At 56.1% G+C, this 23,285-nt stretch carries 38 protein-coding genes (1 of these 38 cut by a window edge); 5 read left to right on the top strand and 33 right to left on the bottom strand.

Translation table 11 applies throughout. From position 1 onward, the window contains the following. The 27 genes from rpoA to rpsJ form a co-directional block, all read right to left on the bottom strand. Window positions 1–755, bottom strand: partial view of a DNA-directed RNA polymerase subunit alpha gene (gene rpoA, locus I6L49_RS17030; protein WP_005307997.1) — the 5' portion only. 235 nt of this gene lie to the left of the window's left edge; 755 of the gene's 990 nt are visible here — the first part of the coding sequence; its start codon is at window positions 753–755; the stop codon falls past the left edge of the window. A gap of 25 nt (window positions 756–780) precedes the next feature. Continuing rightward, a complete protein-coding gene (gene rpsD, locus I6L49_RS17025; RefSeq protein WP_005340600.1) occupies window positions 781–1,401 on the bottom strand; it encodes a 30S ribosomal protein S4 in 621 nt (206 codons plus the stop codon). Window positions 1,402–1,440: 39 nt separating this feature from the next. Beyond that, complete coding sequence (gene rpsK, locus I6L49_RS17020) at window positions 1,441–1,830, bottom strand: 30S ribosomal protein S11 (RefSeq protein WP_005307993.1); 390 nt, start codon at window positions 1,828–1,830, stop codon at window positions 1,441–1,443. Between the two features lie 14 nt (window positions 1,831–1,844). Continuing rightward, window positions 1,845–2,201 carry a 30S ribosomal protein S13 gene (rpsM, locus tag I6L49_RS17015; protein ID WP_005307991.1) on the bottom strand — a complete coding sequence of 119 codons (357 nt, stop codon included), beginning with the start codon at window positions 2,199–2,201 and terminating at the stop codon, window positions 1,845–1,847. A gap of 139 nt (window positions 2,202–2,340) precedes the next feature. Continuing rightward, window positions 2,341–2,454: a 50S ribosomal protein L36 gene (gene rpmJ / locus I6L49_RS17010; protein ID WP_005319705.1), complete on the bottom strand. Its 114-nt coding sequence runs from the start codon at window positions 2,452–2,454 to the stop codon at window positions 2,341–2,343. A 27-nt stretch (window positions 2,455–2,481) separates the two neighbouring features. After that, on the bottom strand, window positions 2,482–3,810 hold the full coding sequence (gene secY / locus I6L49_RS17005) for a preprotein translocase subunit SecY (protein ID WP_005340602.1): 1,329 nt from the start codon (window positions 3,808–3,810) through the stop codon (window positions 2,482–2,484). Between the two features lie 8 nt (window positions 3,811–3,818). Continuing rightward, complete coding sequence (gene rplO, locus I6L49_RS17000; protein WP_005340604.1) at window positions 3,819–4,256, bottom strand: 50S ribosomal protein L15; 438 nt, start codon at window positions 4,254–4,256, stop codon at window positions 3,819–3,821. A 2-nt stretch (window positions 4,257–4,258) separates the two neighbouring features. Next, complete coding sequence (rpmD, locus tag I6L49_RS16995; RefSeq protein WP_005307985.1) at window positions 4,259–4,438, bottom strand: 50S ribosomal protein L30; 180 nt, start codon at window positions 4,436–4,438, stop codon at window positions 4,259–4,261. Between the two features lie 6 nt (window positions 4,439–4,444). Further along, window positions 4,445–4,945 (bottom strand): 30S ribosomal protein S5, encoded by a 501-nt coding sequence (rpsE, locus tag I6L49_RS16990; protein WP_005340605.1) that lies wholly within the window; start codon window positions 4,943–4,945, stop codon window positions 4,445–4,447. Window positions 4,946–4,959: 14 nt separating this feature from the next. Beyond that, window positions 4,960–5,313, bottom strand: coding sequence for a 50S ribosomal protein L18 (gene rplR, locus I6L49_RS16985; RefSeq protein ID WP_005340606.1), 354 nt, complete (start codon window positions 5,311–5,313; stop codon window positions 4,960–4,962). 9 nt (window positions 5,314–5,322) lie between these two features. Beyond that, on the bottom strand, window positions 5,323–5,856 hold the full coding sequence (gene rplF, locus I6L49_RS16980; protein ID WP_005340607.1) for a 50S ribosomal protein L6: 534 nt from the start codon (window positions 5,854–5,856) through the stop codon (window positions 5,323–5,325). Between the two features lie 13 nt (window positions 5,857–5,869). Beyond that, entirely contained in the window at window positions 5,870–6,262 is a 393-nt protein-coding gene (gene rpsH / locus I6L49_RS16975; RefSeq protein WP_005307980.1) for a 30S ribosomal protein S8, read from the bottom strand. A gap of 21 nt (window positions 6,263–6,283) precedes the next feature. Further along, window positions 6,284–6,589, bottom strand: coding sequence for a 30S ribosomal protein S14 (gene rpsN / locus I6L49_RS16970; protein WP_005340609.1), 306 nt, complete (start codon window positions 6,587–6,589; stop codon window positions 6,284–6,286). A gap of 10 nt (window positions 6,590–6,599) precedes the next feature. Continuing rightward, window positions 6,600–7,139 carry a 50S ribosomal protein L5 gene (rplE, locus tag I6L49_RS16965; RefSeq protein ID WP_005331162.1) on the bottom strand — a complete coding sequence of 180 codons (540 nt, stop codon included), beginning with the start codon at window positions 7,137–7,139 and terminating at the stop codon, window positions 6,600–6,602. 13 nt (window positions 7,140–7,152) lie between these two features. Beyond that, window positions 7,153–7,470, bottom strand: coding sequence for a 50S ribosomal protein L24 (gene rplX / locus I6L49_RS16960; protein WP_005307977.1), 318 nt, complete (start codon window positions 7,468–7,470; stop codon window positions 7,153–7,155). A gap of 11 nt (window positions 7,471–7,481) precedes the next feature. Then, window positions 7,482–7,850: a 50S ribosomal protein L14 gene (gene rplN, locus I6L49_RS16955; RefSeq protein WP_005307975.1), complete on the bottom strand. Its 369-nt coding sequence runs from the start codon at window positions 7,848–7,850 to the stop codon at window positions 7,482–7,484. Between the two features lie 147 nt (window positions 7,851–7,997). Continuing rightward, a complete protein-coding gene (gene rpsQ / locus I6L49_RS16950; RefSeq protein ID WP_005307966.1) occupies window positions 7,998–8,246 on the bottom strand; it encodes a 30S ribosomal protein S17 in 249 nt (82 codons plus the stop codon). Then, entirely contained in the window at window positions 8,246–8,437 is a 192-nt protein-coding gene (gene rpmC / locus I6L49_RS16945; RefSeq protein WP_005307965.1) for a 50S ribosomal protein L29, read from the bottom strand. Before rpmC ends, rpsQ begins: the two co-directional genes overlap by 1 nt. Further along, window positions 8,437–8,850, bottom strand: coding sequence for a 50S ribosomal protein L16 (gene rplP, locus I6L49_RS16940; RefSeq protein WP_005340612.1), 414 nt, complete (start codon window positions 8,848–8,850; stop codon window positions 8,437–8,439). The genes rpmC and rplP overlap by 1 nt, the downstream gene beginning before the upstream one ends. A gap of 13 nt (window positions 8,851–8,863) precedes the next feature. Further along, window positions 8,864–9,577 (bottom strand): 30S ribosomal protein S3, encoded by a 714-nt coding sequence (gene rpsC, locus I6L49_RS16935; RefSeq protein WP_005307962.1) that lies wholly within the window; start codon window positions 9,575–9,577, stop codon window positions 8,864–8,866. Between the two features lie 3 nt (window positions 9,578–9,580). Beyond that, window positions 9,581–9,925, bottom strand: a complete 345-nt coding sequence (rplV, locus tag I6L49_RS16930; protein ID WP_005319741.1) for a 50S ribosomal protein L22 — start codon at window positions 9,923–9,925, stop codon at window positions 9,581–9,583. Window positions 9,926–9,935: 10 nt separating this feature from the next. Then, window positions 9,936–10,214 carry a 30S ribosomal protein S19 gene (gene rpsS, locus I6L49_RS16925; protein WP_005307960.1) on the bottom strand — a complete coding sequence of 93 codons (279 nt, stop codon included), beginning with the start codon at window positions 10,212–10,214 and terminating at the stop codon, window positions 9,936–9,938. A 22-nt stretch (window positions 10,215–10,236) separates the two neighbouring features. Further along, on the bottom strand, window positions 10,237–11,058 hold the full coding sequence (gene rplB / locus I6L49_RS16920) for a 50S ribosomal protein L2 (RefSeq protein ID WP_005340614.1): 822 nt from the start codon (window positions 11,056–11,058) through the stop codon (window positions 10,237–10,239). 15 nt (window positions 11,059–11,073) lie between these two features. Further along, complete coding sequence (gene rplW, locus I6L49_RS16915; RefSeq protein ID WP_342690021.1) at window positions 11,074–11,373, bottom strand: 50S ribosomal protein L23; 300 nt, start codon at window positions 11,371–11,373, stop codon at window positions 11,074–11,076. Further along, window positions 11,373–11,978, bottom strand: a complete 606-nt coding sequence (gene rplD / locus I6L49_RS16910) for a 50S ribosomal protein L4 (RefSeq protein ID WP_005340616.1) — start codon at window positions 11,976–11,978, stop codon at window positions 11,373–11,375. Before rplD ends, rplW begins: the two co-directional genes overlap by 1 nt. Before the next feature lie 17 nt (window positions 11,979–11,995). Beyond that, a complete protein-coding gene (rplC, locus tag I6L49_RS16905) occupies window positions 11,996–12,628 on the bottom strand; it encodes a 50S ribosomal protein L3 (RefSeq protein WP_005340620.1) in 633 nt (210 codons plus the stop codon). Window positions 12,629–12,650: 22 nt separating this feature from the next. Then, on the bottom strand, window positions 12,651–12,962 hold the full coding sequence (gene rpsJ, locus I6L49_RS16900; protein ID WP_005307944.1) for a 30S ribosomal protein S10: 312 nt from the start codon (window positions 12,960–12,962) through the stop codon (window positions 12,651–12,653). Between the two features lie 356 nt (window positions 12,963–13,318). On the opposite strand from rpsJ, the gene I6L49_RS16895 reads away from it, so the two are divergent. Then, window positions 13,319–14,233, top strand: a complete 915-nt coding sequence (locus I6L49_RS16895) for a DMT family transporter (protein ID WP_216949987.1) — start codon at window positions 13,319–13,321, stop codon at window positions 14,231–14,233. Between the two features lie 37 nt (window positions 14,234–14,270). On the opposite strand, the gene envZ is transcribed toward I6L49_RS16895, so the two are convergent. Both envZ and ompR read right to left on the bottom strand, forming a co-directional pair. Next, a complete protein-coding gene (gene envZ / locus I6L49_RS16890; RefSeq protein ID WP_128834456.1) occupies window positions 14,271–15,581 on the bottom strand; it encodes a two-component system sensor histidine kinase EnvZ in 1,311 nt (436 codons plus the stop codon). Then, window positions 15,578–16,300, bottom strand: a complete 723-nt coding sequence (ompR, locus tag I6L49_RS16885) for a two-component system response regulator OmpR (RefSeq protein WP_005340625.1) — start codon at window positions 16,298–16,300, stop codon at window positions 15,578–15,580. The genes envZ and ompR overlap by 4 nt, the downstream gene beginning before the upstream one ends. A 248-nt stretch (window positions 16,301–16,548) precedes the next feature. Here ompR and greB point away from each other — a divergent pair, with 248 nt between their 5' ends. Both greB and I6L49_RS16875 read left to right on the top strand, forming a co-directional pair. Further along, complete coding sequence (greB, locus tag I6L49_RS16880) at window positions 16,549–17,022, top strand: transcription elongation factor GreB (RefSeq protein WP_005340627.1); 474 nt, start codon at window positions 16,549–16,551, stop codon at window positions 17,020–17,022. A 201-nt stretch (window positions 17,023–17,223) separates the two neighbouring features. Next, the gene (locus tag I6L49_RS16875; RefSeq protein ID WP_216949986.1) at window positions 17,224–19,533 is read left to right on the top strand and encodes a Tex family protein; all 2,310 of its coding nucleotides are present in this window, start codon (window positions 17,224–17,226) and stop codon (window positions 19,531–19,533) included. A gap of 70 nt (window positions 19,534–19,603) precedes the next feature. On the opposite strand, the gene I6L49_RS16870 is transcribed toward I6L49_RS16875, so the two are convergent. The 4 genes from I6L49_RS16870 to bioH all read right to left on the bottom strand — a co-directional run bounded on the left by I6L49_RS16870 (window position 19,604) and on the right by bioH (window position 21,806). Beyond that, a complete protein-coding gene (locus tag I6L49_RS16870; RefSeq protein ID WP_042059175.1) occupies window positions 19,604–19,882 on the bottom strand; it encodes a hypothetical protein in 279 nt (92 codons plus the stop codon). An 85-nt stretch (window positions 19,883–19,967) separates the two neighbouring features. After that, complete coding sequence (locus tag I6L49_RS16865; protein ID WP_216949985.1) at window positions 19,968–20,735, bottom strand: putative metalloprotease CJM1_0395 family protein; 768 nt, start codon at window positions 20,733–20,735, stop codon at window positions 19,968–19,970. Window position 20,736: 1 nt separating this feature from the next. After that, window positions 20,737–20,970, bottom strand: a complete 234-nt coding sequence (locus I6L49_RS16860; protein ID WP_005342675.1) for a flagellar basal body rod C-terminal domain-containing protein — start codon at window positions 20,968–20,970, stop codon at window positions 20,737–20,739. 71 nt (window positions 20,971–21,041) lie between these two features. After that, window positions 21,042–21,806: a pimeloyl-ACP methyl ester esterase BioH gene (gene bioH, locus I6L49_RS16855; protein WP_216949984.1), complete on the bottom strand. Its 765-nt coding sequence runs from the start codon at window positions 21,804–21,806 to the stop codon at window positions 21,042–21,044. A 38-nt stretch (window positions 21,807–21,844) separates the two neighbouring features. On the opposite strand from bioH, the gene I6L49_RS16850 reads away from it, so the two are divergent. Together I6L49_RS16850 and nfuA are read left to right on the top strand one after the other, a co-directional pair. After that, complete coding sequence (locus I6L49_RS16850; protein WP_216949983.1) at window positions 21,845–22,573, top strand: ComF family protein; 729 nt, start codon at window positions 21,845–21,847, stop codon at window positions 22,571–22,573. Window positions 22,574–22,653: 80 nt separating this feature from the next. After that, window positions 22,654–23,232, top strand: a complete 579-nt coding sequence (gene nfuA / locus I6L49_RS16845) for a Fe-S biogenesis protein NfuA (protein ID WP_005340636.1) — start codon at window positions 22,654–22,656, stop codon at window positions 23,230–23,232. Window positions 23,233–23,285 lie beyond the last annotated feature (53 nt).

The following is a 23,285-nucleotide window of genomic DNA, read 5'->3' as shown; positions in this document are numbered from 1 at the left end:
ATCGGATCAAACTCGGGTTTCTCTTCTTTCTTCTCGGGCACGCTGACATCGCGCAGATCCACGAAGGCTTCCAGTTGCTCGGCCAGAATAGTGGCAGAACGACGGATGGCTTCTTCAGGATCCAGGGTACCATTGGTCTCCATGTCGATGACCAGCTTGTCCAAGTCGGTACGCTGTTCCACACGTGCTGCCTCAACATTGTAGGCAATACGAACGATGGGGCTGAACGCGGAGTCCAGCAGCAGGCGACCAATAGGACGCTCTTCGTCATCGTTGTGAACACGAGCAGAAGCAGGCACATAACCACGACCGCGCTGAACTTTCAGGCGCATGCTGATTTCAGCATTGGCACCAGTCAGATGGCAGATTACGTGCTCCGGGTTTACGATCTCGACTTCATCACCGTGAGTGATATCACCAGCGGTAACGGGGCCTGTTCCAGACTTGGTCAGGGACAGAGTTACCTCGTCCTTGCCTTCCAGCTTCACAGCGATACCTTTCAGGTTGAGCAGGATTTCAAGAATGTCTTCCTGTACACCTTCTTTGCTGCTGTACTCATGCAGTACCCCGTCAATTTCGACTTCAGTAACTGCACAACCGGGCATAGATGACAGCAAAATACGACGCAGGGCATTGCCCAGCGTGTGACCAAAGCCACGCTCGAGTGGCTCAAGAGTCACTTTCGCATGAGTCGGGCTAACTTGCTCGATGTCAACTAGCCGCGGTTTAAGAAAATCTGTTACAGAACCCAGCATTGTGTCCTCTCTTTAGAAGCTAGCTTTACTTGGAGTAAAGCTCGACGATCAGCTGTTCGTTAATGTCGGCAGACAGGTCGGAACGCTCTGGCAGACGCTTGAAAGCACCTTCCATTTTAGCGGCGTCAACCTCTACCCAAGTCGGCTTCTCACGCTGACCAGCAACTTCCAGGGAAGCTTTGATACGCGCTTGCTTCTTAGCCTTCTCACGAACGCAGATCACGTCCTCAGGGGAAACCTGGAAAGAAGGAATGTTCACAACGCGACCGTTTACCATGATGGCCTTGTGGCTCACCAGCTGACGAGATTCAGCACGGGTAGCGCCGAAGCCCATACGGTAAACAACGTTGTCCAAACGACCTTCCAGCAGCTGCAACAGGTTTTCACCGGTGTTACCCTTTTGACGGGCAGCGTCGCGGTAGTAGTTGCGGAACTGTTTTTCCAATACGCCGTAGATACGACGAACTTTTTGTTTCTCGCGCAGCTGAACACCGTAGTCGGACAGACGCGCTTTACGCGCACCGTGCTGACCAGGGGCGGTGTCAATCTTGCACTTAGAATCAATCGCACGAACACCTGACTTCAGGAAGAGGTCGGTGCCCTCACGACGGCTAAGCTTAAGCTTAGGACCGATATATCTTGCCATCTTCTTTCTCCAACAATCCTAGACCAAGTAGCTACAGCGTTATACGCGGCGCTTCTTGGGAGGACGACAACCGTTGTGCGGGATCGGAGTCACATCAGTAATGTTAGTGATGCGGAAACCAGCCGCGTTCAGGGCGCGGATGGAAGACTCACGACCGGGACCCGGACCTTTGACCATGACTTCCAGGTTCTTGACGCCATATTCTTTGGCCATCTCACCAGCGCGCTCGGCAGCTACCTGAGCAGCGAACGGGGTGGACTTACGAGAACCACGGAAACCGGAACCACCAGAAGTAGCCCAAGACAGAGCATTGCCCTGACGGTCAGTAATGGTCACGATTGTGTTGTTGAAAGATGCATGAACGTGCGCAATACCGTCGCTCACTTGCTTTTTAACGCGCTTGCGAGCACGAGTCGGAGTTTTAGCCATTTTCTACCTTCCCGTTACTTCTTGATAGCCTTGCGCGGACCCTTACGGGTACGAGCGTTGGTCTTGGTACGTTGACCACGAACAGGCAGGCTACGACGGTGACGCAAACCACGGTAGCAACCCAGATCCATCAATCGCTTGATGTTCATGGAAATCTGACGACGCAGGTCACCTTCAACGGTGAATTTACCTACTTGTTCACGCAGACTCTCGATCTGAGCTTCGTCCAGGTCTTTAATTTTCACATTCTCAGCGATACCGGCTGCGGCACAGATGGCCTTGGAGCGGGTACGACCGACGCCATAAATCGCAGTCAAAGCGATGACTGCATGCTTATGGTCAGGAATGTTAATGCCAGCGATACGGGCCACTATTCACTCCTACATATAGTAGATTACGACCACCACAAAGCCCGTGAGCGGATACGTGGCGGTCAACCAATACACAACAAAAGTTGGCTGGCTATATTAGCCAGCACAACTATTTGTTGCAAGTACTAACCGTAAAAAATTAGCCTTGGCGCTGTTTATGCTTTGGCTCGCTGCAAATCACACGCACCACACCGTGACGCTTGATGATTTTGCAGTTACGGCAGATTGCCTTAACGGAAGCACGAACTTTCATTGCTTAACTCCGTAACTACGCCGACCTTTAGCGGCCGTAGCCCTTCAGGTTGGCCTTCCTCAGGACGTCGCCATATTGATGAGACATCATATGGGTTTGTACCTGAGCCATGAAGTCCATGATAACTACCACGATAATCAGCAGCGAAGTGCCACCGAAGTAGAACTGTACGTTCCAAGCAGTCATCAAGAACTGGGGTACCAGACAGATAAAGGTTATATAGAGCGCACCTGCCAATGTCAGGCGAGTCATAACCTTATCGATGTAACGTGCTGTCTGCTCGCCCGGGCGAATCCCCGGGATAAAGGCTCCACTCTTCTTCAGATTATCTGCTGTCTCGCGGGGGTTGAACACCAGCGCGGTATAGAAGAAGCAGAAGAAGATAATGGCTGCTGCATACAGCATCTCGTAAAGCGGTTGACCCGGCTGCAGGACCATAGAGACCTGTTGCAGGATATCAGCTACTTTACCCTCGCCCTGACCAAACCAAGAGGTAATGGTCCCCGGGAAGAGGATGATACTGGATGCGAAAATCGCAGGAATCACACCAGCCATATTCACTTTCAACGGCAGGTGTGTGCTTTGCGCGGCAAATACCTGGCGGCCTTGTTGACGCTTGGCATAGTTAACGACGATACGACGCTGACCACGCTCCACGAACACCACAAAGTAAGTCACTGCGAAAACAATCAAGCCCAGCAACAACAACAGCAGGATGTGCAATTCCCCTTGACGTGCCTGTTCGGCCGTAGCGCCAATGGCATGCGGCAGACCAGCAACGATACCTGTGAAAATAATCAACGAGATACCATTACCAATCCCACGCTCGGTAATCTGTTCACCCAACCACATCAAAAACATGGTACCGGTGACCAGACTCACAACCGCTGTGAAATAGAAGCCCAGACCCGGATTAGTCACGAGTCCATGCATCATATTCGGCAGACCGGTTGCAATACCAATGGCCTGGAAAGTTCCCAAAACCAGCGTGCCCCAACGGGTATATTGGCTAATCTTGCGACGGCCGGATTCACCTTCTTTCTTGAGTTCAGCAAGAGCGGGGTGAACCACTGTCAGCAGCTGGATAATGATCGACGCCGAAATGTACGGCATGATCCCCAACGCAAGAATAGAAGCACGCGAGAGTGCACCACCACTGAACATGTTGAACATCTCAATGATGGTGCCCTTCTGTTGCTGGAACAACTCGGCCAGTACGGCGGCGTCAATACCAGGAATCGGCACATAAGAGCCTGCACGGAAAACGATAATCGCCCCGAGAACGAAGAGCAGACGGCTCTTCAGTTCACTCAGACCACCCTGTGCTTTAACATCCAATCCTGGTTTCTTAGCCATTGTACTGATTATTCCTCGATTTTACCGCCAGCGGCCTCGATGGCTGCGCGTGCACCTTTGGTGACGGACAGACCACGAACGGTCACAGCACGGTCAATGTTGCCTGACAGAACAACTTTAGCGAACACGATGTTCTTAGTAACAACACCGGCTTGCTTCAGAGTGCTCAGGTCGACCACATCACCTTCTACCAGGGCGATTTCGTTCAGACGCACTTCGGCAGAAACCAAAGATTTGCGAGAGAAGAAACCGAACTTCGGCAGACGGATTTTCAAAGGCATCTGGCCGCCTTCGAAACCGTTGCGAACTTTGCCGCCACCGGAACGAGAGGTTTGGCCTTTAACACCACGACCACCAGTCTTGCCCAGGCCGGAGCCGATACCACGACCACGACGTTGTTTTTCAGGCTTGGAACCAGCGGCCGGAGACAGAGTGTTCAGACGCATGCTTAGCCCTCCACCTTAACCATGTAATAAACCTGGTTGATCATGCCGCGTACGCAAGGAGTATCTTCCAGCTCAACGGTGTGACCAATGCGACGCAGACCCAGACCACGCAGAGTCGCCTTGTGCTTTGGCAGACGGCCGATAGAGCTGCGAGTTTGAGTTACTTTTACAGTGTTAGCCATGTCGCATTACCCCAGAATTTCTTCAACGCGCAGACCACGCTTGGCAGCGATCTGTTCCGGTGATTGACCGTGAACCAGAGCGTCTACAGTAGCGCGAACAACGTTGATTGGGTTGGTGGAACCGTAGGTCTTGGCCAGCACGTTGTGGATACCGGCAACTTCCAGAACAGCACGCATGGCGCCGCCTGCAATGATACCAGTACCTTGGGAGGCCGGCTTCATGAACACGGTGGAGCCAGAGTGAACACCACGCACCGGGTGGTGCAGAGTGCCGTTGTTCAGCTCAACCTTGTTCAGGTTACGCTTAGCCTGTTCCATTGCTTTTTGAATAGCAGCCGGAACTTCACGGGCTTTACCGTAACCGTAACCTACACGGCCGTTACCATCACCCACCACGGTCAACGCGGTGAAGGACATGATACGACCACCTTTAACAGTTTTCGAAACACGGTTTACTGCAATGAGCTTTTCTTGCAGTTCGCCGGCTTGAGATTCGACTTTAGCCATCTTCGACTCCTAGCTTAGAACTGAAGACCAGCGTCACGTGCGGCAGCTGCCAGGGCAGCGATGCGACCGTGATACTTGAAACCGGAACGATCGAAAGATACGTTCTGAACGCCTTTGGCAATAGCACGCTCAGCGATAGCCTTACCTACAGCGGTAGCAGCATCTGCGTTACCGGTGTATTTCAGAGCTTCACTGATGGCTTTCTCTACTGTGGAAGCAGAGGCCAGAACTTCGGAACCGTTGGCTGCAATAACCTGCGCATAGATATGACGCGGGGTACGGTGAACAACCAGACGGGTAGCTCCCAGTTCCTGCATCTTTTTCCGAGCACGAGTAGCACGACGGAGACGAGCTGCTTTCTTGTCCATAGTGTTACCTTACTTCTTCTTAGCTTCTTTAGTACGCACTTGCTCGTTGGCATAGCGTACACCCTTGCCCTTGTAGGGCTCCGGAGCGCGGTAAGCACGGATATCGGCGGCGACTTGGCCAACCAGCTGCTTGTCGACGCCACGCAGAACGATTTCTGTAGCAGTCGGGCACTCAGCGGTCACACCAGCCGGCAGCGCATGCTCTACCGGGTGAGAGAAGCCCAGAGCCAGCGCAACAGCATTGCCCTTGATGGAGGCTTTATAACCTACACCAACCAGCTGCAGCTTGCGCTCGAAGCCTTGGGTAACACCGATTACCATGTTGTTGACCAATGCACGGGCAGTACCGGCCTGAGCGTCAGCACCAGCGATGCTGCCGCGCGGGGCGAACTTCAGTACATTGTCTTCTTTGGTCACTTCTACACCGGCGTGAATAGAGCGAACCAGAGAACCTTTACCACCTTTGATGGTCAGTTCCTGGCCGTTCAGAGTCACCTCTACGCCAGCAGGAATAGTGACGGGTGCCTTAGCAACACGAGACATTTCCTACCTCCTATTAAGCGACGTAGCAGATGATCTCACCGCCCATGCTTGCTTTGCGAGCAGCACGGTCAGTCATCACACCTTTAGACGTGGACACGATAGCAACACCGAGACCGCCCATAACTTTCGGCAGATCAGTAGTGCGCTTGTAAATACGCAGGCCTGGACGGCTTACGCGTTGGATCAGTTCTACAACTGGCTTGCCCTGGAAATATTTCAGTTCAATTTCCAGTTCCGGCTTCACGTCACCAGCTACGGAGTAGCCAGCGATGTAACCTTCTTCTTTCAGCACTTTGGCGATAGCCACTTTCAGCTTGGAAGAAGGCATGGAAACCGCAACTTTGCTCGCCGCCTGACCGTTACGGATGCGGGTCAGCATATCCGCGATCGGATCTTGCATGCTCATAAGTCTAACTCCCGAGATTCGTTACCAAGAAGCCTTCTTCAGGCCCGGAATTTCGCCCTTCATGGCATGCTCACGCACCTTGATGCGAGACAGGCCAAACTTGCGCAGGAAACCGTGCGGACGACCAGTAATATTGCAACGGTTACGCTGGCGGGACGGACTGGAATCACGGGGCAGCTGTTGCAGTTGCAGTACAGCATCCCAACGCGCTTCTTCAGAAGCGTTCATGTCAACGATGATAGCTTTCAGCTCGGCACGCTTGGTCGCGTACTTGGCTACCAGCTTGGCACGCTTTGCTTCGCGCGCTTTCATGGATGTTTTAGCCATAACCCTAACCTTACTTGCGGAATGGGAAGTTAAAGGCAGCCAGCAGAGCACGGCCTTCTTCATCGGTATTCGCGGAAGTGGTGATGGTGATATCCAGACCACGGACGCGATCGACTTTGTCATAGTCGATTTCCGGGAAGATGATCTGCTCACGCACGCCCATGGAGTAGTTACCACGACCGTCGAACGCTTTAGCGTTCAGGCCACGGAAGTCACGGATACGCGGTACGGAGATGCAGATCAGCCGTTCCAGGAACTCCCACATACGCTCGCCACGCAGGGTTACTTTACAACCTATCGGGTAGCCTTCACGAATCTTGAAGCCCGCAACAGATTTGCGAGCTTTGGTGATCAGCGGCTTCTGACCGGAAATGGCAGCCATATCGGCAGCAGCATTTTCCAGCAATTTCTTGTCAGAGATCGCTTCACCAACACCCATGTTCAGGGTGATTTTCTCGATCCGAGGGACTTGCATGATAGTCTTGTAACCGAACTGCTTGGACAGTTCATTTACTACATCGGATTTGTAGTAATCATGCAGTTTCGCCATCGTTAAACTCCAATTACTTCACAAGTTCGCCGGTGGATTTGAAGAAACGGACTTTTTTGCCGTCTTCAATCCGGAAACCAACGCGGTCAGCTTTGCCAGTGGCAGAGTTGAACAGCGCTACGTTTGATACATCGATGGGGGCTTCTTTGGTGACGATACCGCCAGCCTGACCCAGTGCGGGTACCGGCTTCTGGTGTTTCTTCACCTGGTTGATGCCTTCCACGATTACCTTACCTTTTGCAATCAGGACTTGAGTGACTTTGCCACGCTTGCCCTTGTCTTTGCCGGTAAGAACAATCACTTCGTCTTCGCGACGGATTTTAGCTGCCATCGTTCGACTCCTTACAGTACTTCGGGTGCCAGGGACACAATCTTCATGAACTTCTCATTACGCAGTTCACGGGTCACCGGGCCAAAAATACGAGTACCGATTGGCTGTTGGTTGTTGTTAAGCAACACAGCCGCATTGTTGTCGAAACGGATGACAGAGCCGTCCGGACGACGAACGCCTTTACGGGTGCGTACGACCACCGCGTTATACACATCACCTTTCTTCACTTTACCGCGAGGAATGGCTTCCTTGATGGAAACCTTGATGATGTCGCCGATGCCGGCGTAACGGCGGTGCGAGCCACCCAGAACCTTAATACACATTACACTGCGAGCGCCGGAGTTGTCGGCAACACCCAGCATACTTTGCATCTGGATCATCTTAGTGCTCCGCTTTGTTTACTTCTTATCCCTAATGGGATCTGGCTGCCTTCAAAAGGCGCGAAACTATAACACAGGATTTTCAGAAAAGGTAGCCTAAAAAACAAACGGCCCCTGAAAGGGGCCGCTTGGACTACAAAGTACCGATTAGGCCTTTTCTACAACGGCAACCAGGGTCCAGGACTTGGTCTTGGACAGCGGGCGGCATTCGCGGATTTCCACGAGGTCGCCAGCTTTGCACTCGTTGTTTTCGTCATGCACGTGCAGCTTGGTAGTGCGCTTGATGATCTTACCGTAGATCGGGTGCTTTACCTTGCGCTCGATAGCAACAGTGATGGACTTGTCCATCTTGTCGCTGATTACACGACCTTGCAGAGTACGGATCTTGTCAGTCATTACGCACCTGCCTTCTCAGTCAGTACAGTCTTGATACGTGCGACGTCACGACGCACTTGTTTCAGAGTGTGAGTCTGAGCCAGCTGGCCGGTGGACGCTTGCATGCGCATGTTGAATTGCTCACGCAGCAGGCCCAGCAGCTCCTGGTTCAGTTCTTCGACGCTCTTTTGACGCAGATCTTGGGCTTTCATCACATCACCGTCTTAATTACGAAAGTGGTCTGAACAGACAGCTTAGCTGCGGCCAGGGCAAACGCTTCACGCGCCAGAGCCTCAGGTACACCGTCCATCTCGTACAGAACCTTGCCAGGCTGGATCGGGCAAACCCAGTATTCCACGTTACCCTTACCTTTACCCATACGAACTTCGAGGGGCTTTTCGGTGATGGGCTTGTCCGGGAACACACGGATCCAGATCTTACCTTGACGCTTAACGTGACGGGTCATGGCACGACGGGCTGCTTCGATTTGACGAGCAGTCAGTTGACCACGGGATGTCGCCTTCAGGCCAAAGGTACCGAAGGATACTTCGTTACCAGAGGTGGCCAGACCGCGGTTACGACCCTTATGGGTCTTGCGGAATTTAGTACGCTTAGGTTGCAACATTTACCGAATCTCCTTACTTAGCAGCGCGGCGCTTGTTGTCACGCTTGGGCTTTGCAGGAGCTTGCTCTTGAGCAGCGGCAGCGTTAACAGCAGCCAGACCGCCCAGAACTTCGCCCTTGAAGATCCAAACTTTAACGCCGATCACACCGTAAGTGGTGTGGGCTTCAGAAGTTGCGTAGTCGATGTCGGCACGCAGGGTGTGCAACGGCACACGACCTTCACGGTACCATTCGGTACGCGCGATTTCAGCGCCGCCCAGACGACCGGAAACTTCCACTTTGATGCCCTTGGCACCCAGGCGCATTGCGTTCTGTACGGCGCGCTTCATAGCACGACGGAACATTACACGACGCTCCAGCTGGGAAGTGATGCTGTCGGCAACGAGTTTGCCATCCAGCTCCGGCTTGCGGACTTCGGAAATGTTGATCTGAGCAGGCACGCCAGCAATAGTGGCTACAGCTTTGCGCAGCTTCTCAACGTCTTCGCCTTTCTTACCGATGACAACACCCGGACGAGCGGTGTGAATGGTCACACGGATGCTCTTGGCCGGACGCTCAATGGTGATCTTGGACAAGGACGCGTTTTTCAGTTCCTTGGTCAGGAACTGGCGTACTTGAAAATCGCTGTACAGGTTGTCAGCGAAGTCTTTGGTGTTCGCGAACCAGGTAGAATTCCAAGGCTTGGTAATACCCAGGCGAATGCCATTAGGATGTACTTTCTGACCCATTGCTTATCTCCCAGCCTTAGCGTCGGATACCACTACAGTGATGTGAGCGGTACGCTTGAGGATACGATCCGCACGACCTTTGGCACGCGGACGGATGCGCTTCATGGAGGGACCTTCGTCGACCATGATAGTAGCAACACGCAGCGCGTCGATATCGGCGCCTTCGTTGTGCTCAGCGTTTGCAATGGCAGATTCCAGCACTTTCTTCACCAGAACAGCAGCCTTTTTCGGGCTGAAGGTCAGGATGTTCAGAGCCTTGTCTACGGACAGACCACGTACTTGATCGGCTACCAGACGAGCTTTCTGGGCAGAAGTACGGGCATAACGGTGTTTAGCGATAGCTTCCATCATTTATCCCTTAGCGCTTCTTAGCCTTCTTATCAGCAGCATGGCCGCGATAAGTACGAGTCGGTGCGAATTCACCCAGTTTGTGACCGATCATTTCTTCGGTAACGAAAACCGGAACGTGCTGACGACCATTATGGACAGCGATGGTCAAACCGATCATGTTCGGGATGATCATTGAACGACGGGACCAGGTTTTAACCGGCTTTTTATCCCCGCTTTCCACCGCTTTCTCTACCTTCTTCAGCAAGTGCAGGTCGATAAATGGACCCTTCTTGAGAGAACGTGGCATGGTGATTCCTCTATGTTAACAATTACTTGTTACGACGACGTACGATGTACTTGTCGGTACGCTTGTTCTTACGGGTCTTGAAGCCTTTAGCCTTCTGGCCCCATGGGGACACAGGCTGCATGCCCTTGTTACGACCCTCACCACCACCGTGCGGGTGGTCAACCGGGTTCATCGCCATACCGCGAACGGTCGGACGAATACCACGCCAGCGGTTTGCACCGGCTTTACCCAGTTGACGCAGCATGTGCTCGGAGTTACCGACTTCGCCGATGGTAGCGCGGCACTCGGCCAGAACTTTACGTACTTCGCCGGAACGCAGACGCAGAGTTACATAGTTACCTTCACGAGCCAGGATCTGGATGAAAGTACCAGCGGAACGAGCCAGCTGGGCACCTTTACCAGGCTTCATCTCTACAGCGTGAACGGTAGAACCAACCGGGATGTTGCGCATCGGCAGGGCGTTACCTACCTTGATGGCTGCATCAGCACCAGAAGCGATCGCGTCACCAGCTTTCAGGCCTTTCGGAGCCAGGATGTAACGACGCTCACCGTCTGCATACAACACCAGAGCGATGTTAGCGGTACGGTTCGGATCGTATTCCAGGCGCTCTACTTTAGCCGGGATACCGTCTTTGTCGCGCTTGAAGTCGACGATACGGTAGTGCTGCTTGTGACCACCACCGATATGACGGGTAGTGATACGGCCGTTGTTGTTACGACCACCGGACTTGCTTTTGCTGTCCAGCAGAGCGGCGAAGGGCTTGCCCTTGTACAGCTCTTGATTGACGATCTTGACGACGTGGCGGCGGCCCGGAGAAGTAGGCTTGCACTTAACGATTGCCATTTTTGAGAACTCCTCTTACTCGGCTGCGCCCATGAAGTCGATGTCCTGACCAGCTTTCAGGGTCACATAAGCCTTTTTCCAATCGGAACGACGGCCTACGCGTGCACCTGCGCGCTTGGTCTTACCCTTCATGTTCAGGGTACGGACGGTCTCAACTTCGACCTCGAACAGTTTCGCAACTGCAGCTTTGACTTCCGCCTTGGTAGCATCAACAGCAACTTTGAACACGATAGTGTTCTGCTTTTCTGCAACCATGGTGCTCTTTTCAGAGATGTGCGGAGCCTTCAGAACTTTCAGCAGACGCTCTTCACGGATCATGCCAGCATCTCCTCGATTTGCTTAACTGCGTCAGCAGTCATCAGAACCTTGTCGAAAGCGATCAGGCTGACCGGGTCGATACCGGCAACGTCACGCACGTCAACTTTGTACAGGTTGCGAGCAGCCAGGAACAGGTTCTCATCGACTTCAGCAGTCACGATCAGAACGTCAGTCAGTTCCATTTCTTTCAGCTTGGCGATCAGTTCTTTGGTCTTCGGAGCTTCGATGCCGAACTTCTCAACAACGATCAGGCGCTCTTGACGTACCAGCTCGGACAGAATGCTACGGATAGCGCCGCGGTACATCTTCTTGTTTACTTTCTGGCTGTGATCTTGCGGCTTAGCAGCAAAAGTCACACCACCGGAACGCCAGATGGGCGAACGGATGGAGCCAGCACGGGCACGACCAGTACCCTTCTGACGCCACGGCTTTTTGCCGCCACCAGACACTTCAGAGCGAGTCAGCTGCGCACGAGTACCCTGACGGGCACCAGCGGCATATGCAACGACGACCTGGTGAACCAGAGCTTCGTTGAATTCGCGCCCGAAGGTAGTCTCGGAAACTTCAAGAGCGCTCTTGGCGTCTTTCATTACCAATTCCATTACTATCTCCTCAGACGTTACGCTTTGACGGCAGGTTTGACGATCACGTTGCCGTTGGTTGCACCCGGTACTGCACCTTTGATGAGCAGCAGGTTGCGTTCAGCGTCAACACGAACCAGTTCCAGGTTCTGAGTCGTTACACGCTCAGCACCCATGTGACCAGCCATCTTTTTGCCCTTGAATACACGACCCGGAGTCTGGTTCTGACCGATAGAACCCGGAACGCGGTGAGACAAGGAGTTACCGTGGGTCATATCCTGGGTGCGGAAGTTGTGGCGCTTAACAGTACCAGCAAAGCCCTTACCTTTGGATGTGCCGGTAACGTCTACCAGCTTAACGTCAGCGAGAAGATCTACTTTCAGCTCGCTACCAACAGTGAAAGTTTCACCGTTGTTCAGGCGGAATTCCCACAGACCGCGACCGGCTTCTACACCAGCTTTGGCGAAGTGGCCAGCTTCCGGCTTGGTCACACGGCTGGCTTTCTTGGCGCCAGTGGTAACCTGAATAGCGTTGTAGCCGTCGGTTTCTACAGATTTGACCTGAGTTACACGGTTAGCTTCAACTTCGATAACAGTCACCGGGATAGAAACGCCATCTTCAGTGAAGATGCGAGTCATACCCACTTTGCGACCTACAAGACCGATTGTCATTGTTATCAACCTCTTTCCGTAATTAACCCAGGCTGATCTGGACGTCTACACCAGCTGCCAGATCCAGACGCATCAGGGCGTCTACGGTCTTGTCAGTCGGCTCAACGATGTCTACCAGACGCTTGTGAGTGCGGATCTCGTACTGATCACGCGCATCTTTGTTGACGTGCGGGGAGATCAGGACGGTGAAGCGCTCTTTGCGAGTCGGCAGCGGAATAGGACCGCGAACCTGCGCGCCAGTGCGCTTAGCAGTTTCAACGATTTCCGCAGTGGATTGATCAATCAGGCGATGATCAAAAGCCTTCAGGCGGATACGGATTCTTTGGTTCTGCATTGACAGAGCTCCAATAGATAAAAGAACATAAATCAACACCGCCCGACCGAGATTTCTCCCGCCAGAGGTGTGATTTTTCACGTTTCCCCCCATATCGGGAGGACTGTATGGCTGGCTCCTGTAAACAGGAAACTCAGCAGCAGACATATCGTCTGGCTTACCTCATGGGTAAGCGGAGGGGATTATACGGATTTTTCAAATTTGCGCAAGGGAGAGCGAACAGATTATGCGCAGTTTTATGTGACAGATGGATCTCGCCTGCGGCAATGCACTCTGCTGCCAACACCAAGGTAACGACAATGTTACAAGCAGACTGGTAGACTGTGCGCTTGCCTCTGTCAGTGGAACGACATCCCATGCTCAAAGATCAAAAGAAAGCCTATCAGTATGGCCTTTGCGCCGTTGCCCTCTGGTCGACGGTCGCCACAGCCTTCAAGATCGCCCTCGCCTATTTCGAACCTGTGCAACTGTTGCTTGTGGCCGCCTTCACCTCGACTCTCACGCTGACAGCCGTCGTCGCCAAACAGGGCAAATTGCCGCTGCTGAGGAGCTACATCAAGGCCCGCCCTTTCTACTACCTGACTCTGGGCGTTCTGAATCCCTTTCTCTATTACCTGTTGCTGTTCAAAGCCTATGATCTGCTGCCTGCCCAGCAGGCACAGACCCTCAACTACACCTGGGCCATTACCCTCAGTCTGCTGGCCGTCCCCTTCCTCGGCCAGAAGCTGCGTCGGCGTGATGGCGTCGCCATCGTGCTGGGGTATTTTGGCGCACTGGTGATCGCCACCAGAGGGGATGTATTCGGCCTGCAGTTCGACAGCCCGCTCGGCGTGACACTGGCGCTGGTCTCGACCCTCATCTGGGCCAGCTACTGGATCCTCAACACCCGCAATCAGGGCGATCCCATTGTCAGCCTGTTGCTCGGCTTTATGATCAGCCTGCCTTTTATTGTCGTGGCGACCTGGTTGCTCTCCGATTTTGCCATGACCGCCTGGCAGGGATGGGCTGGTGCCATCTATGTGGGACTGTTCGAAATGGGCTTCGGTTTCGTGCTCTGGCTGATGGCGCTGCGCCATGCCACCAACACGGCCCCCATCAGCAACCTCATCTTTATCTCGCCGTTTGCCTCACTGGTGCTGCTCAACCTGTTGATCGGCGAAGCCATCCATCCAGCCACTCCCATCGGGTTAGCGCTCATCGTTGCCGCCCTGCTGATCCAGCAGCTCAAGTACGGCAAACGCTATCGAGCATCAGTCGAAACAAAGAGCTGACCATGCAGAAGGGCGTATCCACGGATACGCCCTCCTCTCAATCCATCCACTCCTGTGGCTGATGTTTCGGCAACCGCATCTCGACCAGCAGGCCGCCTAGCTCCGAACTTCCCAACCGGATAGTGCCGTGGTGCTGGGCGACTATCTTGGCCACGATGGCCAACCCCAGCCCACTACCGCCGACGGTCCGCGCCACATTCCCCTGAGTAAACGGCTTGAGCACCCGGGAATAGTCCTGCTCCGGAATGCCGGGGCCATCATCGGAGAGGCGCAAGCGCACCCAGTGCCCATCGTCCTTGAGCTCGGCATGCAAACGGCTCGCCCCATAACGCTGCGAGTTGCTTGAGAGATTGTTCAACACCCGCCGGATGCTGACCGGATTGCAGGCCACCCGCACCGCCTCTTGTGGCAACGCCAGATCGACCTCCAGCCCCTGCTCCGAGTAGATCAGCAAGGTATCGTGCACCAGCTGGGTCAGGTCGATCGGCTCCAGATCCTGCCCCTCGTCCGGGCGGATGTAGTCGATGAACTGATCGATGATGGCATTGGACTCATCGATGTCGGCGTTGATGCTCTCCTTGAGGTACTCGTCACCGGAGGACATCATCTCGGTGGCCAGCCGGATGCGGGTCAGCGGGGTGCGCAGATCGTGGGAAACCCCCGCCATCATCAGGTTACGCTCCTCGATCAGGCTCTTGATGGAGTGTGACATATGGTTGAAGGTGCGGGTCAGACGGCGCACTTCCCGTGATCCCAGCTCCCCCAGCGCCTCCGGGAAATGGCCTCTGGCCACCGCAACTGCACCAGCCTCGAGATCCTCGAGCGGGCGTACCAACTGCCGGGCAAAACGCCAGGCCGCAAACAGGGTGATCACCAACAACACGCTCAGATAGATGATGAGGGGTTCGATATCGTCATCTTCAATCTCGGTCAGCGGGATCCGCACCCAGATTTTGCTGGCCTGCGGCGGCTGGATCCAGATGATGTAGTGATCCTGGATCTCGACTCGCACCTTGGCCGGGCCGCCCAGTTCGCGGCTGATGTTCTCCTCCAGATAGGGGTACGGCTTGGCATCGTTGAAGCCATGCTGAACCGCCTCGCTCTGGGTATAGATGTCGGTACCCGTCGTCACATAGACCAGCGCCTCGGCATCTTCGCTCAGCGCCAGTTGTTCAGTGTTGACCGGAAAGATCAGCTTGACCTGATTGGCCAGCAAGTGACTGATCTGCTTGACGGTTGGCGCCAGCAGATAGTTGTAGAAGGTGACGTAGGAGACTGCTTGATAGACCACCAGAACGGCGGCCAGAAACCAGAGCATGCGCGAGAACATGCTGCCGACCTTTTTCATGCACCGTCACCATCTGGCACGAACACATACCCCAGACCCCAGACGGTCTGCAGGTAGCGGGGCTGGGCCGGATCCTGTTCCAGCAGCCGGCGCAGGCGAGAGACCTGCACGTCGATGCTGCGCTCGGTGGCGGTGTATTCGCGGCCACGGGCCAGATTCATCAGCTTGTCGCGGGAGAGCGGCTCGCGCGGATGGCTGACCAGTACCTTGAGCACCGCAAATTCACCGCTGGTGAGCGCCATCGGCTCACCATCCCGGCTCAGCTCGCGGGTCGCCAGATTGAGCTGGAAGGCACCGAAGTTAACCACTTTCTCTGCAGCAGAGGGTGCCCCCGGCAGCTCGACGGTATGGCGGCGCAGCACGGCACGGATCCGCGCCAGCAGTTCGCGGGGATTAAACGGCTTGGGCAGATAATCATCGGCCCCCATCTCGAGCCCAACGATGCGGTCCACTTCATCCCCCTTGGCGGTGAGCATCAGCACCGGGATCTGGTTGCCCGCTTCCCGCAGACGGCGGCAGATGGAGAGCCCATCCTCCCCCGGCAACATCAGGTCGAGCACCATCAGGCTGAAATTTTCACGAGTCAGCAAGCGATCGGCCTGCTCGCCATTGGCCACGCCGCGCACTACGAATCCCTGCTCGGTGAGATAGCGCTCCAACAGGGAACGTAATTTCAGGTCATCGTCCACGACCAGGACCTTGTATTGCTGCTGACTCATTGCTTTGCCTCTTCATTCTTTAGCTGCCCCCAATACTAGGGGGGGATATAGCGGGAGCAAAGCACAAATATGTTACCGGTTATTACCCGTCCCGAGAGCGTGACGGCCATCAAGTCACTGCGCTGGCCAGCGACTCCCTGAATGGCGCCAGCCGAGCCATCACGATTTCCCTCGACAGCAAGAGGACAAAAGCTAATATTCCCGAGCAGTTAGCGATGAATACCCCTCTTTGACAGGTCCGCATCACCATGAAGACAAAGCTGATCACCCGCGAAGGCTACAACAAGCTGAAAGAAGAGCTCGATTTCCTCTGGCGCCAGGAGCGCCCCGAGGTCACCAGGAAGGTGGCATGGGCCGCCAGTCTGGGGGATCGCAGCGAAAATGCCGACTACCAGTACAACAAAAAGCGGCTGCGGGAGATCGATCGGCGGGTGCGCTACCTGCGCAAATGCCTCGAAGAGCTGGGGATCGTCGACTATGCCCCCGCGCAGGAGGGCAAGGTCTTCTTCGGCGCCTGGGTCGAGGTGGAAAACGATGAGGGCGAGACCAAGCGCTTTCGCATCGTCGGCTATGACGAGATCTTCGAGCGCAAGGATTACATCTCCATCGACTCCCCCATGGCCCGCGCCCTGCTCAAGAAAGAGGTCGGTGATGAGGCCATCGTCCGTACGCCAGTTGGTGACGTCTGCTGGTATATCAACGAGATCAGCTACCCCAAATAGCCGGACTACTGGTGAGCGGCTTGCCACAGGCACATCCTGGGTCACAGGTGCAATGGCAAGATATGCGCTCTCCCCTGCGACTTATCAGTCTGACGGGTGTAGACCCCGGCGCAGGGTGGCATCCCGCAACACGACCCCATATAGTGCTCACACTTGGCGCCTGATGGCGCGGACTCGACCACAGAGGCCCTCAACAACATCATGATGCAAACCATAGAGAGACAGATTGCCGGTGAGCTCAATGCTCGCCCGGAGCAGGTGCAGGCCGCAGTGCGCCTGCTGGATGAAGGCTCGACCGTGCCCTTTATCGCCCGTTACCGTAAAGAGGTGACCGGCGGTCTGGACGATAGCCAGTTGCGCACCCTAGAGAGCCGCCTCGGCTATCTGCGTGAACTGGAAGATCGCCGTCAGGTGATCATTCGCTCCATCGAAGAGCAGGGCAAGCTGACCCCCGAGCTGATGCGCGAATTGAATGGCGCCGACAGCAAGACCCGACTGGAAGACCTCTACCTCCCCTACAAGCCTAAGCGCCGCACCAAGGGGCAGATGGCGATCGAAGCCGGGTTGGAGCCGCTGGCCAACCTGCTGCTCAGCGACCCGATGCAGGATCCCGAGCAAGCTGCAGCCACCTTCCTCAATCCCGAACAGGGCATTGCCGACAGCAAGGCTGCCCTCGACGGCGCCCGCTATATCCTGATGGAGCGCTTCGCCGAGCAGGCCGACCTGCTGGAGAAGTTGCGCGACTACCTGTGGCAGAATGCCACCCTGCGCGCCCGCGTGGTGGCAGGCAAGGAGCAGGAAGGGGCCAAGTTCAAGGACTATTTCGAACACGACGAACCCCTGCACAAGGCCCCCTCCCACCGGGTGCTGGCCATGCTGCGCGGCCGCAATGAGGGGATTCTCAATCTGGCGCTGGTCACCGGTGACGATGAGAGTGCCAGCCCCTGCGAAGGGATCATTGCCCACCACCTCAAGCTCAATCTGCAGAACCGCCCGGCCGACAAATGGCTGCAAGGGGTGGTAAGCTGGACCTGGAAGATCAAGTTGTCGCTTCAGATGGAGACCGAGCTGATCGGCCGCATCCGCGAGTCGGCAGAGGAGGAGGCAATCAAGGTGTTCGCCATGAACCTCAAGGATCTGCTGATGGCGGCCCCGGCCGGCATGCGCTGCACCATGGGGCTGGATCCGGGCATCCGCACCGGGGTCAAGGTTGCCGTGGTGGATGCCACCGGCAAACTGGTCGATCACGCCACCATCTATCCATTCGAACCAAAACGCCAGATTGATCAGAGCCTCAAGACCCTGAGCGAGTTGTGCCAGAAGCACAAGGTCGAGCTCATCAGCATCGGCAACGGCACCGCCTCGCGGGAGACCGACCGGCTGGTCAGCGACCTGTTCGAGCGCTACCCCGCCGCCAAGGCGCAGAAGATAGTCGTGAGCGAAGCGGGGGCCTCGGTCTACTCCGCCTCCGAGCTCGCCTCTCAGGAGTTCCCGGATCTCGACGTCTCGATCCGTGGCGCCGTCTCCATCGCCCGCCGCCTGCAAGACCCGTTGGCCGAGTTGGTCAAAATCGACCCCAAGAGTATCGGGGTAGGTCAGTATCAGCACGACGTCGGCCAGAGCCAACTGGCCCGCCGGCTGGATGCGGTGGTCGAGGATTGCGTGAACGCGGTCGGTGTGGATGTGAATACCGCCTCGGTCGCCCTGCTCAACCGGGTTTCCGGCCTCTCCCAGACGTTGGCCCAGAACATCGTCGCCTATCGGGATGAGCACGGCGCTTTCAAGAGCCGTCAGCAGTTGCTGAAAGTGAGCCGACTCGGCCCCAAAGCCTTCGAACAGTGCGCCGGCTTCCTGCGCATTCGCGGCGGCAGCAATCCCCTCGACAGCTCGGCGGTACACCCGGAGTCCTATCCGGTGGTGGAGCGGATCCTCGCCAAGCTGGAGCAGACCGTGGAGAGCCTGCTCGGCAACAGCAGCCTGCTGCGCAGCCTGAAACCGGACGATTACACCGATGAGCAATTCGGTGTGCCCACCGTCACCGACATCATCGGCGAGCTGGACAAACCGGGCCGCGACCCGCGCCCTGAGTTCAAAACCGCGACCTTCAAGGAAGGGGTGGAGCAGATCAGCGACCTGGTGCCAGAGATGGTACTGGAAGGGGTGGTCACCAACGTCACCAACTTCGGCGCCTTCGTCGATATCGGTGTTCATCAGGATGGTCTGGTGCATATCTCCTCCCTGACCGACCGTTTCGTCAAGGATCCCCGTGAGGTGGTCAAAGCGGGCGATATTGTGCGGGTCAAGGTGCTGGAAGTGGACGCTCCGCGCAAGCGGATCAGTCTGACCATGCGTCTCGACGAGAAAGCGGGGCAAGCTGCCCGCAAGCCGGCTGAAGCGCGCAACAGCAGTGCTGGCAAAACCAAACCAAGAAATGAGCCTCGGCAAAGCCCCCCTATGGGTGGTGCCATGGGCAACGCCTTCGCGGCAGCGCTCTCCAAAGCGAAAAAGTAACGACACCTTCCAGAACACCTCTGAATGCAAAAAGCCCCGCAAGGGGCTTTTTTACACGCGAAGCTCTGGATCACTGCGCCAGGGCAGCAAGAATGCTCTCGGGCTCTCCATGCTGGGCCAGCACCTCCCGCAGTCGGTTGAATGCCTTGCAGGCCTCTTGCGGATACTTGCCGTAAGAGACGACGCCGGTGTGGCTCCAGCCAGCCGCCAGCATCACTTTCTTCTTGAAATGGGTTCCTTCAGTTCCCCCTCCTCCGAGCTGCATCAGAAACTGCTCCATCTGCAGGTGGGGGGGCGGTACACGGGAGAAGGTGGTGAAATCTTCCGCTTTGACTTCATCGAAATGCATGACAGCTCCTGTGAAATTGGAATGGGCTTGATCTTCAGGTTAGTTGCAAAACAGGCAAAGCAGCTGAAAGTTTGGCGAGGGTGATTCAGATATGCAGACTGAGGGACTGGGTAGAGGCCGGGCTGACAGCCTGTTGATAGTGGCTCGCGATGACGCTGTTGCGCTTGTCCATATAGGCGCTCAACACACCGCCCGATTTCGCGCTCTGCTCGGCCATCAGCTCTTTGCGTGCCTTGGCCTCACTCGCGGCGGCGCTGCGCGCGACGGCCAGATCCTGCGCGGAAGGCTCGGCAGGCGCCAGCGCTGCAGTGCGGATCTGCTGCATCTTGGCGATGGTAGCCGCAGGGTCACCGGGTACGACACTGGTATCGATCTGGACTTCGCCACCCGTTGCATAACGCTTGCCATCCGGCCCTTGCGTAAACTGATAGGTGGGTGAGCTGGCGTACTCTCCACCCGCAGACTGGTGCGCCTGCTCGTGAGTGCGCACCTCCTTGTCACGCTCGACAAGATCCTGAACCTGCTGCTCTTGCCGCTGTTGCTGCTCCTGCTGTTTAGGATCTTGCTGCTTGCGCTGACCATCCTCACCGGTTGCCTCGACAAAGCGATTATCTGGCAGTGTCGTCGGCGCCGGTTGCCCGGTTTCACGGCTGTTCTGGGAGCTCTGATTGCTGGAGGCCTGACCGGCTTTGGATTTCTCTTTCTGGGAGCCGACTTCAGATTCGGCAACGGAAGCTTGGCCCGCTCGGGCCTGCGGGATCAGTTCTGCCCGGCGATTATCCGTCCTCGCCGCTTCCACTTGGGGTTGCAGCTGTGTCGGGATAAGGGGAGGCAGACTGACATTGATGTTCATCTCACACCCGGATGTCGATCAGGGTTCCCATCATCTCGCTGGCCGTCTGCACTACCTTGGCAGAAGCGCCAGCCTGCTGCTCGGCCACCTTGAGATTGACGAGCTCATCGGTCACTTGCACCTGATCCCCGCTGGGGGTGTTGAGGCGGGCGATCTGATTGGATGCCTTGTCGGCAATCTGCTCGGCTCGCTGAAATCCCTGTACCCCGCTGTTGAAAGCAGAATCAATACGCATGGTGTTACTCCTCTGGTCACAGCTTAATTATCCGCCAGACCAGAGGATTAATGAAGCTTGCAGGCTGTTTTTTAGCCAACAAAATCTCGAACGATTTCAATGAATTCGTCAGGGTGGGAGATAAAAGGTGCGTGTGAGGCCTTATTGAGGGTCACGCTACGGCTGGCAGGGTAGAGATCATCCAGCAGGGGAATAGCCGCCTTGGGTACCAATGAATCCAGTCGGCCATAAATCCGCAACCAGGGCAGATCCAGCTCCCGCAGCGGTTCGCGCAGGTCAATCTCGGCCAACAGCGTCAGCCCGGCCTCGAGTGCGGCAAACTGGGGCGCCGGGCGCTCGGCCAGCCAGTGGCGCAACTGACGGATATCGTCCCGGGCATGTTCGCTGCCCATGGCCTGGATCGCCAGAAAGCGCTCTATGGTCTGGCGAAAATCCCCCGCCAGCATCTGGTTGAAGCCGGTCAGTACCTTGGGGGCGATCCCCGGCCACTCATCACGGGCCATGAAACAGGGGGAGCTGGCCACGGTGATCAGGGAGTGCAGCCGATCGGGATGCGTCAGCGCCAACTGGCTTGCCACCAGACCGCCGAGCGACCAGCCAAGCAGATGGCACTTCTGCGGCAAGATAGCAGCCACCTGCTCGGCAAGCCAGGGCAGGCTGTAATCCACCTCGTCTGCCAGCGGGCTGTTGCCAAAGCCGGGCAAATCCACCAGATGAACCCGATAGTGGGACGACAACTGTTGGGCAACACCATGCCAAACCGCACCGTTCATCCCCCAACCGTGCAACAGCACCAGATCGGGCCCCTGGCCAAACTGCTCTACCGATATGCTCATCTAGACTCAAGATCCCTATTCATGCTCTTGGGGTCAGCATGTTAAAGCGACTGCTCGCTAAAGCAAGCCCGCTGCTCGGCAACCACCGCGACTGGCAAGGGAGTTGCCTGCTCTGCCATCAGCCTTGCGACAACGAGCCCCTGCTCTGCAGCTGGTGTCGGCAGGCGCTGCACCAGTCACAGCGGAGATGCCACCTCTGCGCCGCACCGCTGGCTGACTATATAGAAGAGAGCATACCGGTCTGTGGTCGCTGCCAGCGCAGACCTCCCCCCTGGGAGCGGTTGCAGGTGATCGGCGACTACCAAATCCCCTACCCCATGCTGATCCCCCGGCTTAAATATTCCGGCCAGATCCTGCTGGCGCCGCTACTGGCACGCCTCTTGGCCGATCATCTGGATAGCCGCGAGCCGCCGGAGGCGATCATTCCGGTTCCCCTGCACTGGTGGCGGCAGTGGCGGCGCGGGTTCAATCAGGCGGAGGAGATCGCGCAAGCCCTTGGCGAGTTCACCGACATTCCCTGCGACAACACCCTGTTGCAGCGCATCAAGGCGACCCCGCAACAAACAACCCTGAGCGCCGGGCAGCGGCGGCGCAATCTGCGCGGGGCATTCCGGATCCGCCCCCACCACTATCGCCATGTCGCCCTGCTCGATGACGTCGTGACCACAGGCGCCACCGCTGGGCAGCTCAGCCGTTTGCTCCATGAGAGCGGCATCACAAAGGTAGAAGTATGGGCAATCTGTCGTACCCTGCGGCACAGCAAGTAGCCATCGGCATGCTACCCAAGCATTAATAACCGCGTTATCATGAATACCCTAGTCGTACACTCAGGTTTATGAGGATAGTGATGATCAGCATTTCCGACGCCGCCCAGGCCCATTTCCGTAAACTGCTGGAAAAACAGCCTGATGGCACCAATATCCGGGTGTTTGTGGTCAATCCGGGAACCCAGAATGCCGAGTGTGGCGTATCGTATTGCCCGCCCGATGCCGTGGACCCGGAAGATCAACACCTGCCCTTCAGCGGCTTCGACTGCATGGTCGATCCCCTGAGCGCCCCCTTCCTGGTGGATGCCACCATCGACTTCGTGACCGATCAGATGGGCTCCCAGCTCACCCTGAAAGCACCGAACGCCAAGATGCGCAAAGTGGCCGATGACGCGCCGCTGATCGAGCGCATCGAGTACGTGTTGATGTCCGAAGTGAACCCCATGCTGGCCGGTCACGGTGGCAAGGTCACCCTGGTCGAGCTGACAGAAGACAAACTGGCCATCCTGCAGTTTGGCGGTGGTTGCAACGGTTGCTCCATGGTCGATTACACCCTTAAAGAGGGGATCGAGAAGCAGCTGCTGGAGAAGTTCCCGGGTGAGCTCAACGGTGTGAAAGATGCCACCGAGCACCAGCGCGGCGACCACTCCTACTACTGATTTGCAGCCCTTGCAGCAAAGAAAAGGCCCCGCCAGATGACGGGGCCTTTTGC

Origin of the sequence: Aeromonas sp. FDAARGOS 1419 (assembly GCF_019047045.1) — a bacterium.
Classification (GTDB): domain Bacteria; phylum Pseudomonadota; class Gammaproteobacteria; order Enterobacterales; family Aeromonadaceae; genus Aeromonas; species Aeromonas veronii.
This window is presented reverse-complemented; position numbering and strand designations above follow the sequence as displayed.

Bases quoted from the DNA above. Each gene is read 5' to 3' on its own strand.
- secY (WP_005340602.1), bottom strand. From the start codon at position 3,810: ATGGCTAAGAAACCAGGATTGGATGTTAAAGCACAGGGTGGTCTGAGT.
- rplN (WP_005307975.1), bottom strand. From the start codon at position 7,850: ATGATCCAGATGCAAAGTATGCTGGGTGTTGCCGACAACTCCGGCGCT.
- rplD (WP_005340616.1), bottom strand. From the start codon at position 11,978: ATGGAATTGGTAATGAAAGACGCCAAGAGCGCTCTTGAAGTTTCCGAG.
- I6L49_RS16850 (WP_216949983.1), top strand. From the start codon at position 21,845: ATGTTAAAGCGACTGCTCGCTAAAGCAAGCCCGCTGCTCGGCAACCAC.
- rplR (WP_005340606.1), bottom strand. From the start codon at position 5,313: ATGGACAAGAAAGCAGCTCGTCTCCGTCGTGCTACTCGTGCTCGGAAA.
- envZ (WP_128834456.1), bottom strand. From the start codon at position 15,581: ATGAAAAAGGTCGGCAGCATGTTCTCGCGCATGCTCTGGTTTCTGGCC.
- ompR (WP_005340625.1), bottom strand. From the start codon at position 16,300: ATGAGTCAGCAGCAATACAAGGTCCTGGTCGTGGACGATGACCTGAAA.
- rplB (WP_005340614.1), bottom strand. From the start codon at position 11,058: ATGGCAATCGTTAAGTGCAAGCCTACTTCTCCGGGCCGCCGCCACGTC.
- rpsS (WP_005307960.1), bottom strand. From the start codon at position 10,214: ATGCCACGTTCTCTCAAGAAGGGTCCATTTATCGACCTGCACTTGCTG.
- greB (WP_005340627.1), top strand. From the start codon at position 16,549: ATGAAGACAAAGCTGATCACCCGCGAAGGCTACAACAAGCTGAAAGAA.
- I6L49_RS16865 (WP_216949985.1), bottom strand. From the start codon at position 20,735: ATGAACATCAATGTCAGTCTGCCTCCCCTTATCCCGACACAGCTGCAA.
- rpmD (WP_005307985.1), bottom strand. From the start codon at position 4,438: ATGGCTAACACTGTAAAAGTAACTCAAACTCGCAGCTCTATCGGCCGT.
- rplP (WP_005340612.1), bottom strand. From the start codon at position 8,850: ATGTTGCAACCTAAGCGTACTAAATTCCGCAAGACCCATAAGGGTCGT.
- I6L49_RS16895 (WP_216949987.1), top strand. From the start codon at position 13,319: ATGCTCAAAGATCAAAAGAAAGCCTATCAGTATGGCCTTTGCGCCGTT.
- rpsJ (WP_005307944.1), bottom strand. From the start codon at position 12,962: ATGCAGAACCAAAGAATCCGTATCCGCCTGAAGGCTTTTGATCATCGC.
- rpsN (WP_005340609.1), bottom strand. From the start codon at position 6,589: ATGGCTAAAACATCCATGAAAGCGCGCGAAGCAAAGCGTGCCAAGCTG.
- rplO (WP_005340604.1), bottom strand. From the start codon at position 4,256: ATGCGTCTGAACACTCTGTCTCCGGCCGCTGGTTCCAAGCCTGAAAAA.
- rplX (WP_005307977.1), bottom strand. From the start codon at position 7,470: ATGGCAGCTAAAATCCGTCGCGAAGACGAAGTGATTGTTCTTACCGGC.
- rplE (WP_005331162.1), bottom strand. From the start codon at position 7,139: ATGGCGAAACTGCATGATTACTACAAATCCGATGTAGTAAATGAACTG.
- rpsD (WP_005340600.1), bottom strand. From the start codon at position 1,401: ATGGCAAGATATATCGGTCCTAAGCTTAAGCTTAGCCGTCGTGAGGGC.
- rpsH (WP_005307980.1), bottom strand. From the start codon at position 6,262: ATGAGCATGCAAGATCCGATCGCGGATATGCTGACCCGCATCCGTAAC.
- rplV (WP_005319741.1), bottom strand. From the start codon at position 9,925: ATGGAAGCTATCGCTAAACACCGTTATGCCCGTACTTCTGCCCAGAAA.
- I6L49_RS16870 (WP_042059175.1), bottom strand. From the start codon at position 19,882: ATGCATTTCGATGAAGTCAAAGCGGAAGATTTCACCACCTTCTCCCGT.
- rpsQ (WP_005307966.1), bottom strand. From the start codon at position 8,246: ATGACTGACAAGATCCGTACTCTGCAAGGTCGTGTAATCAGCGACAAG.
- rpmJ (WP_005319705.1), bottom strand. From the start codon at position 2,454: ATGAAAGTTCGTGCTTCCGTTAAGGCAATCTGCCGTAACTGCAAAATC.
- bioH (WP_216949984.1), bottom strand. From the start codon at position 21,806: ATGAGCATATCGGTAGAGCAGTTTGGCCAGGGGCCCGATCTGGTGCTG.
- rpmC (WP_005307965.1), bottom strand. From the start codon at position 8,437: ATGAAAGCCCAAGATCTGCGTCAAAAGAGCGTCGAAGAACTGAACCAG.
- nfuA (WP_005340636.1), top strand. From the start codon at position 22,654: ATGATCAGCATTTCCGACGCCGCCCAGGCCCATTTCCGTAAACTGCTG.
- rplC (WP_005340620.1), bottom strand. From the start codon at position 12,628: ATGACAATCGGTCTTGTAGGTCGCAAAGTGGGTATGACTCGCATCTTC.
- I6L49_RS16875 (WP_216949986.1), top strand. From the start codon at position 17,224: ATGATGCAAACCATAGAGAGACAGATTGCCGGTGAGCTCAATGCTCGC.
- rpsC (WP_005307962.1), bottom strand. From the start codon at position 9,577: ATGGGTCAGAAAGTACATCCTAATGGCATTCGCCTGGGTATTACCAAG.
- I6L49_RS16860 (WP_005342675.1), bottom strand. From the start codon at position 20,970: ATGCGTATTGATTCTGCTTTCAACAGCGGGGTACAGGGATTTCAGCGA.
- rplF (WP_005340607.1), bottom strand. From the start codon at position 5,856: ATGTCTCGTGTTGCTAAGGCACCCGTCACTATTCCTGCTGGCGTAGAG.
- rpsE (WP_005340605.1), bottom strand. From the start codon at position 4,945: ATGGCTAAAGTCGAATCTCAAGCCGGCGAACTGCAAGAAAAGCTCATT.
- rpsK (WP_005307993.1), bottom strand. From the start codon at position 1,830: ATGGCTAAAACTCCGACTCGTGCTCGCAAGCGCGTTAAAAAGCAAGTG.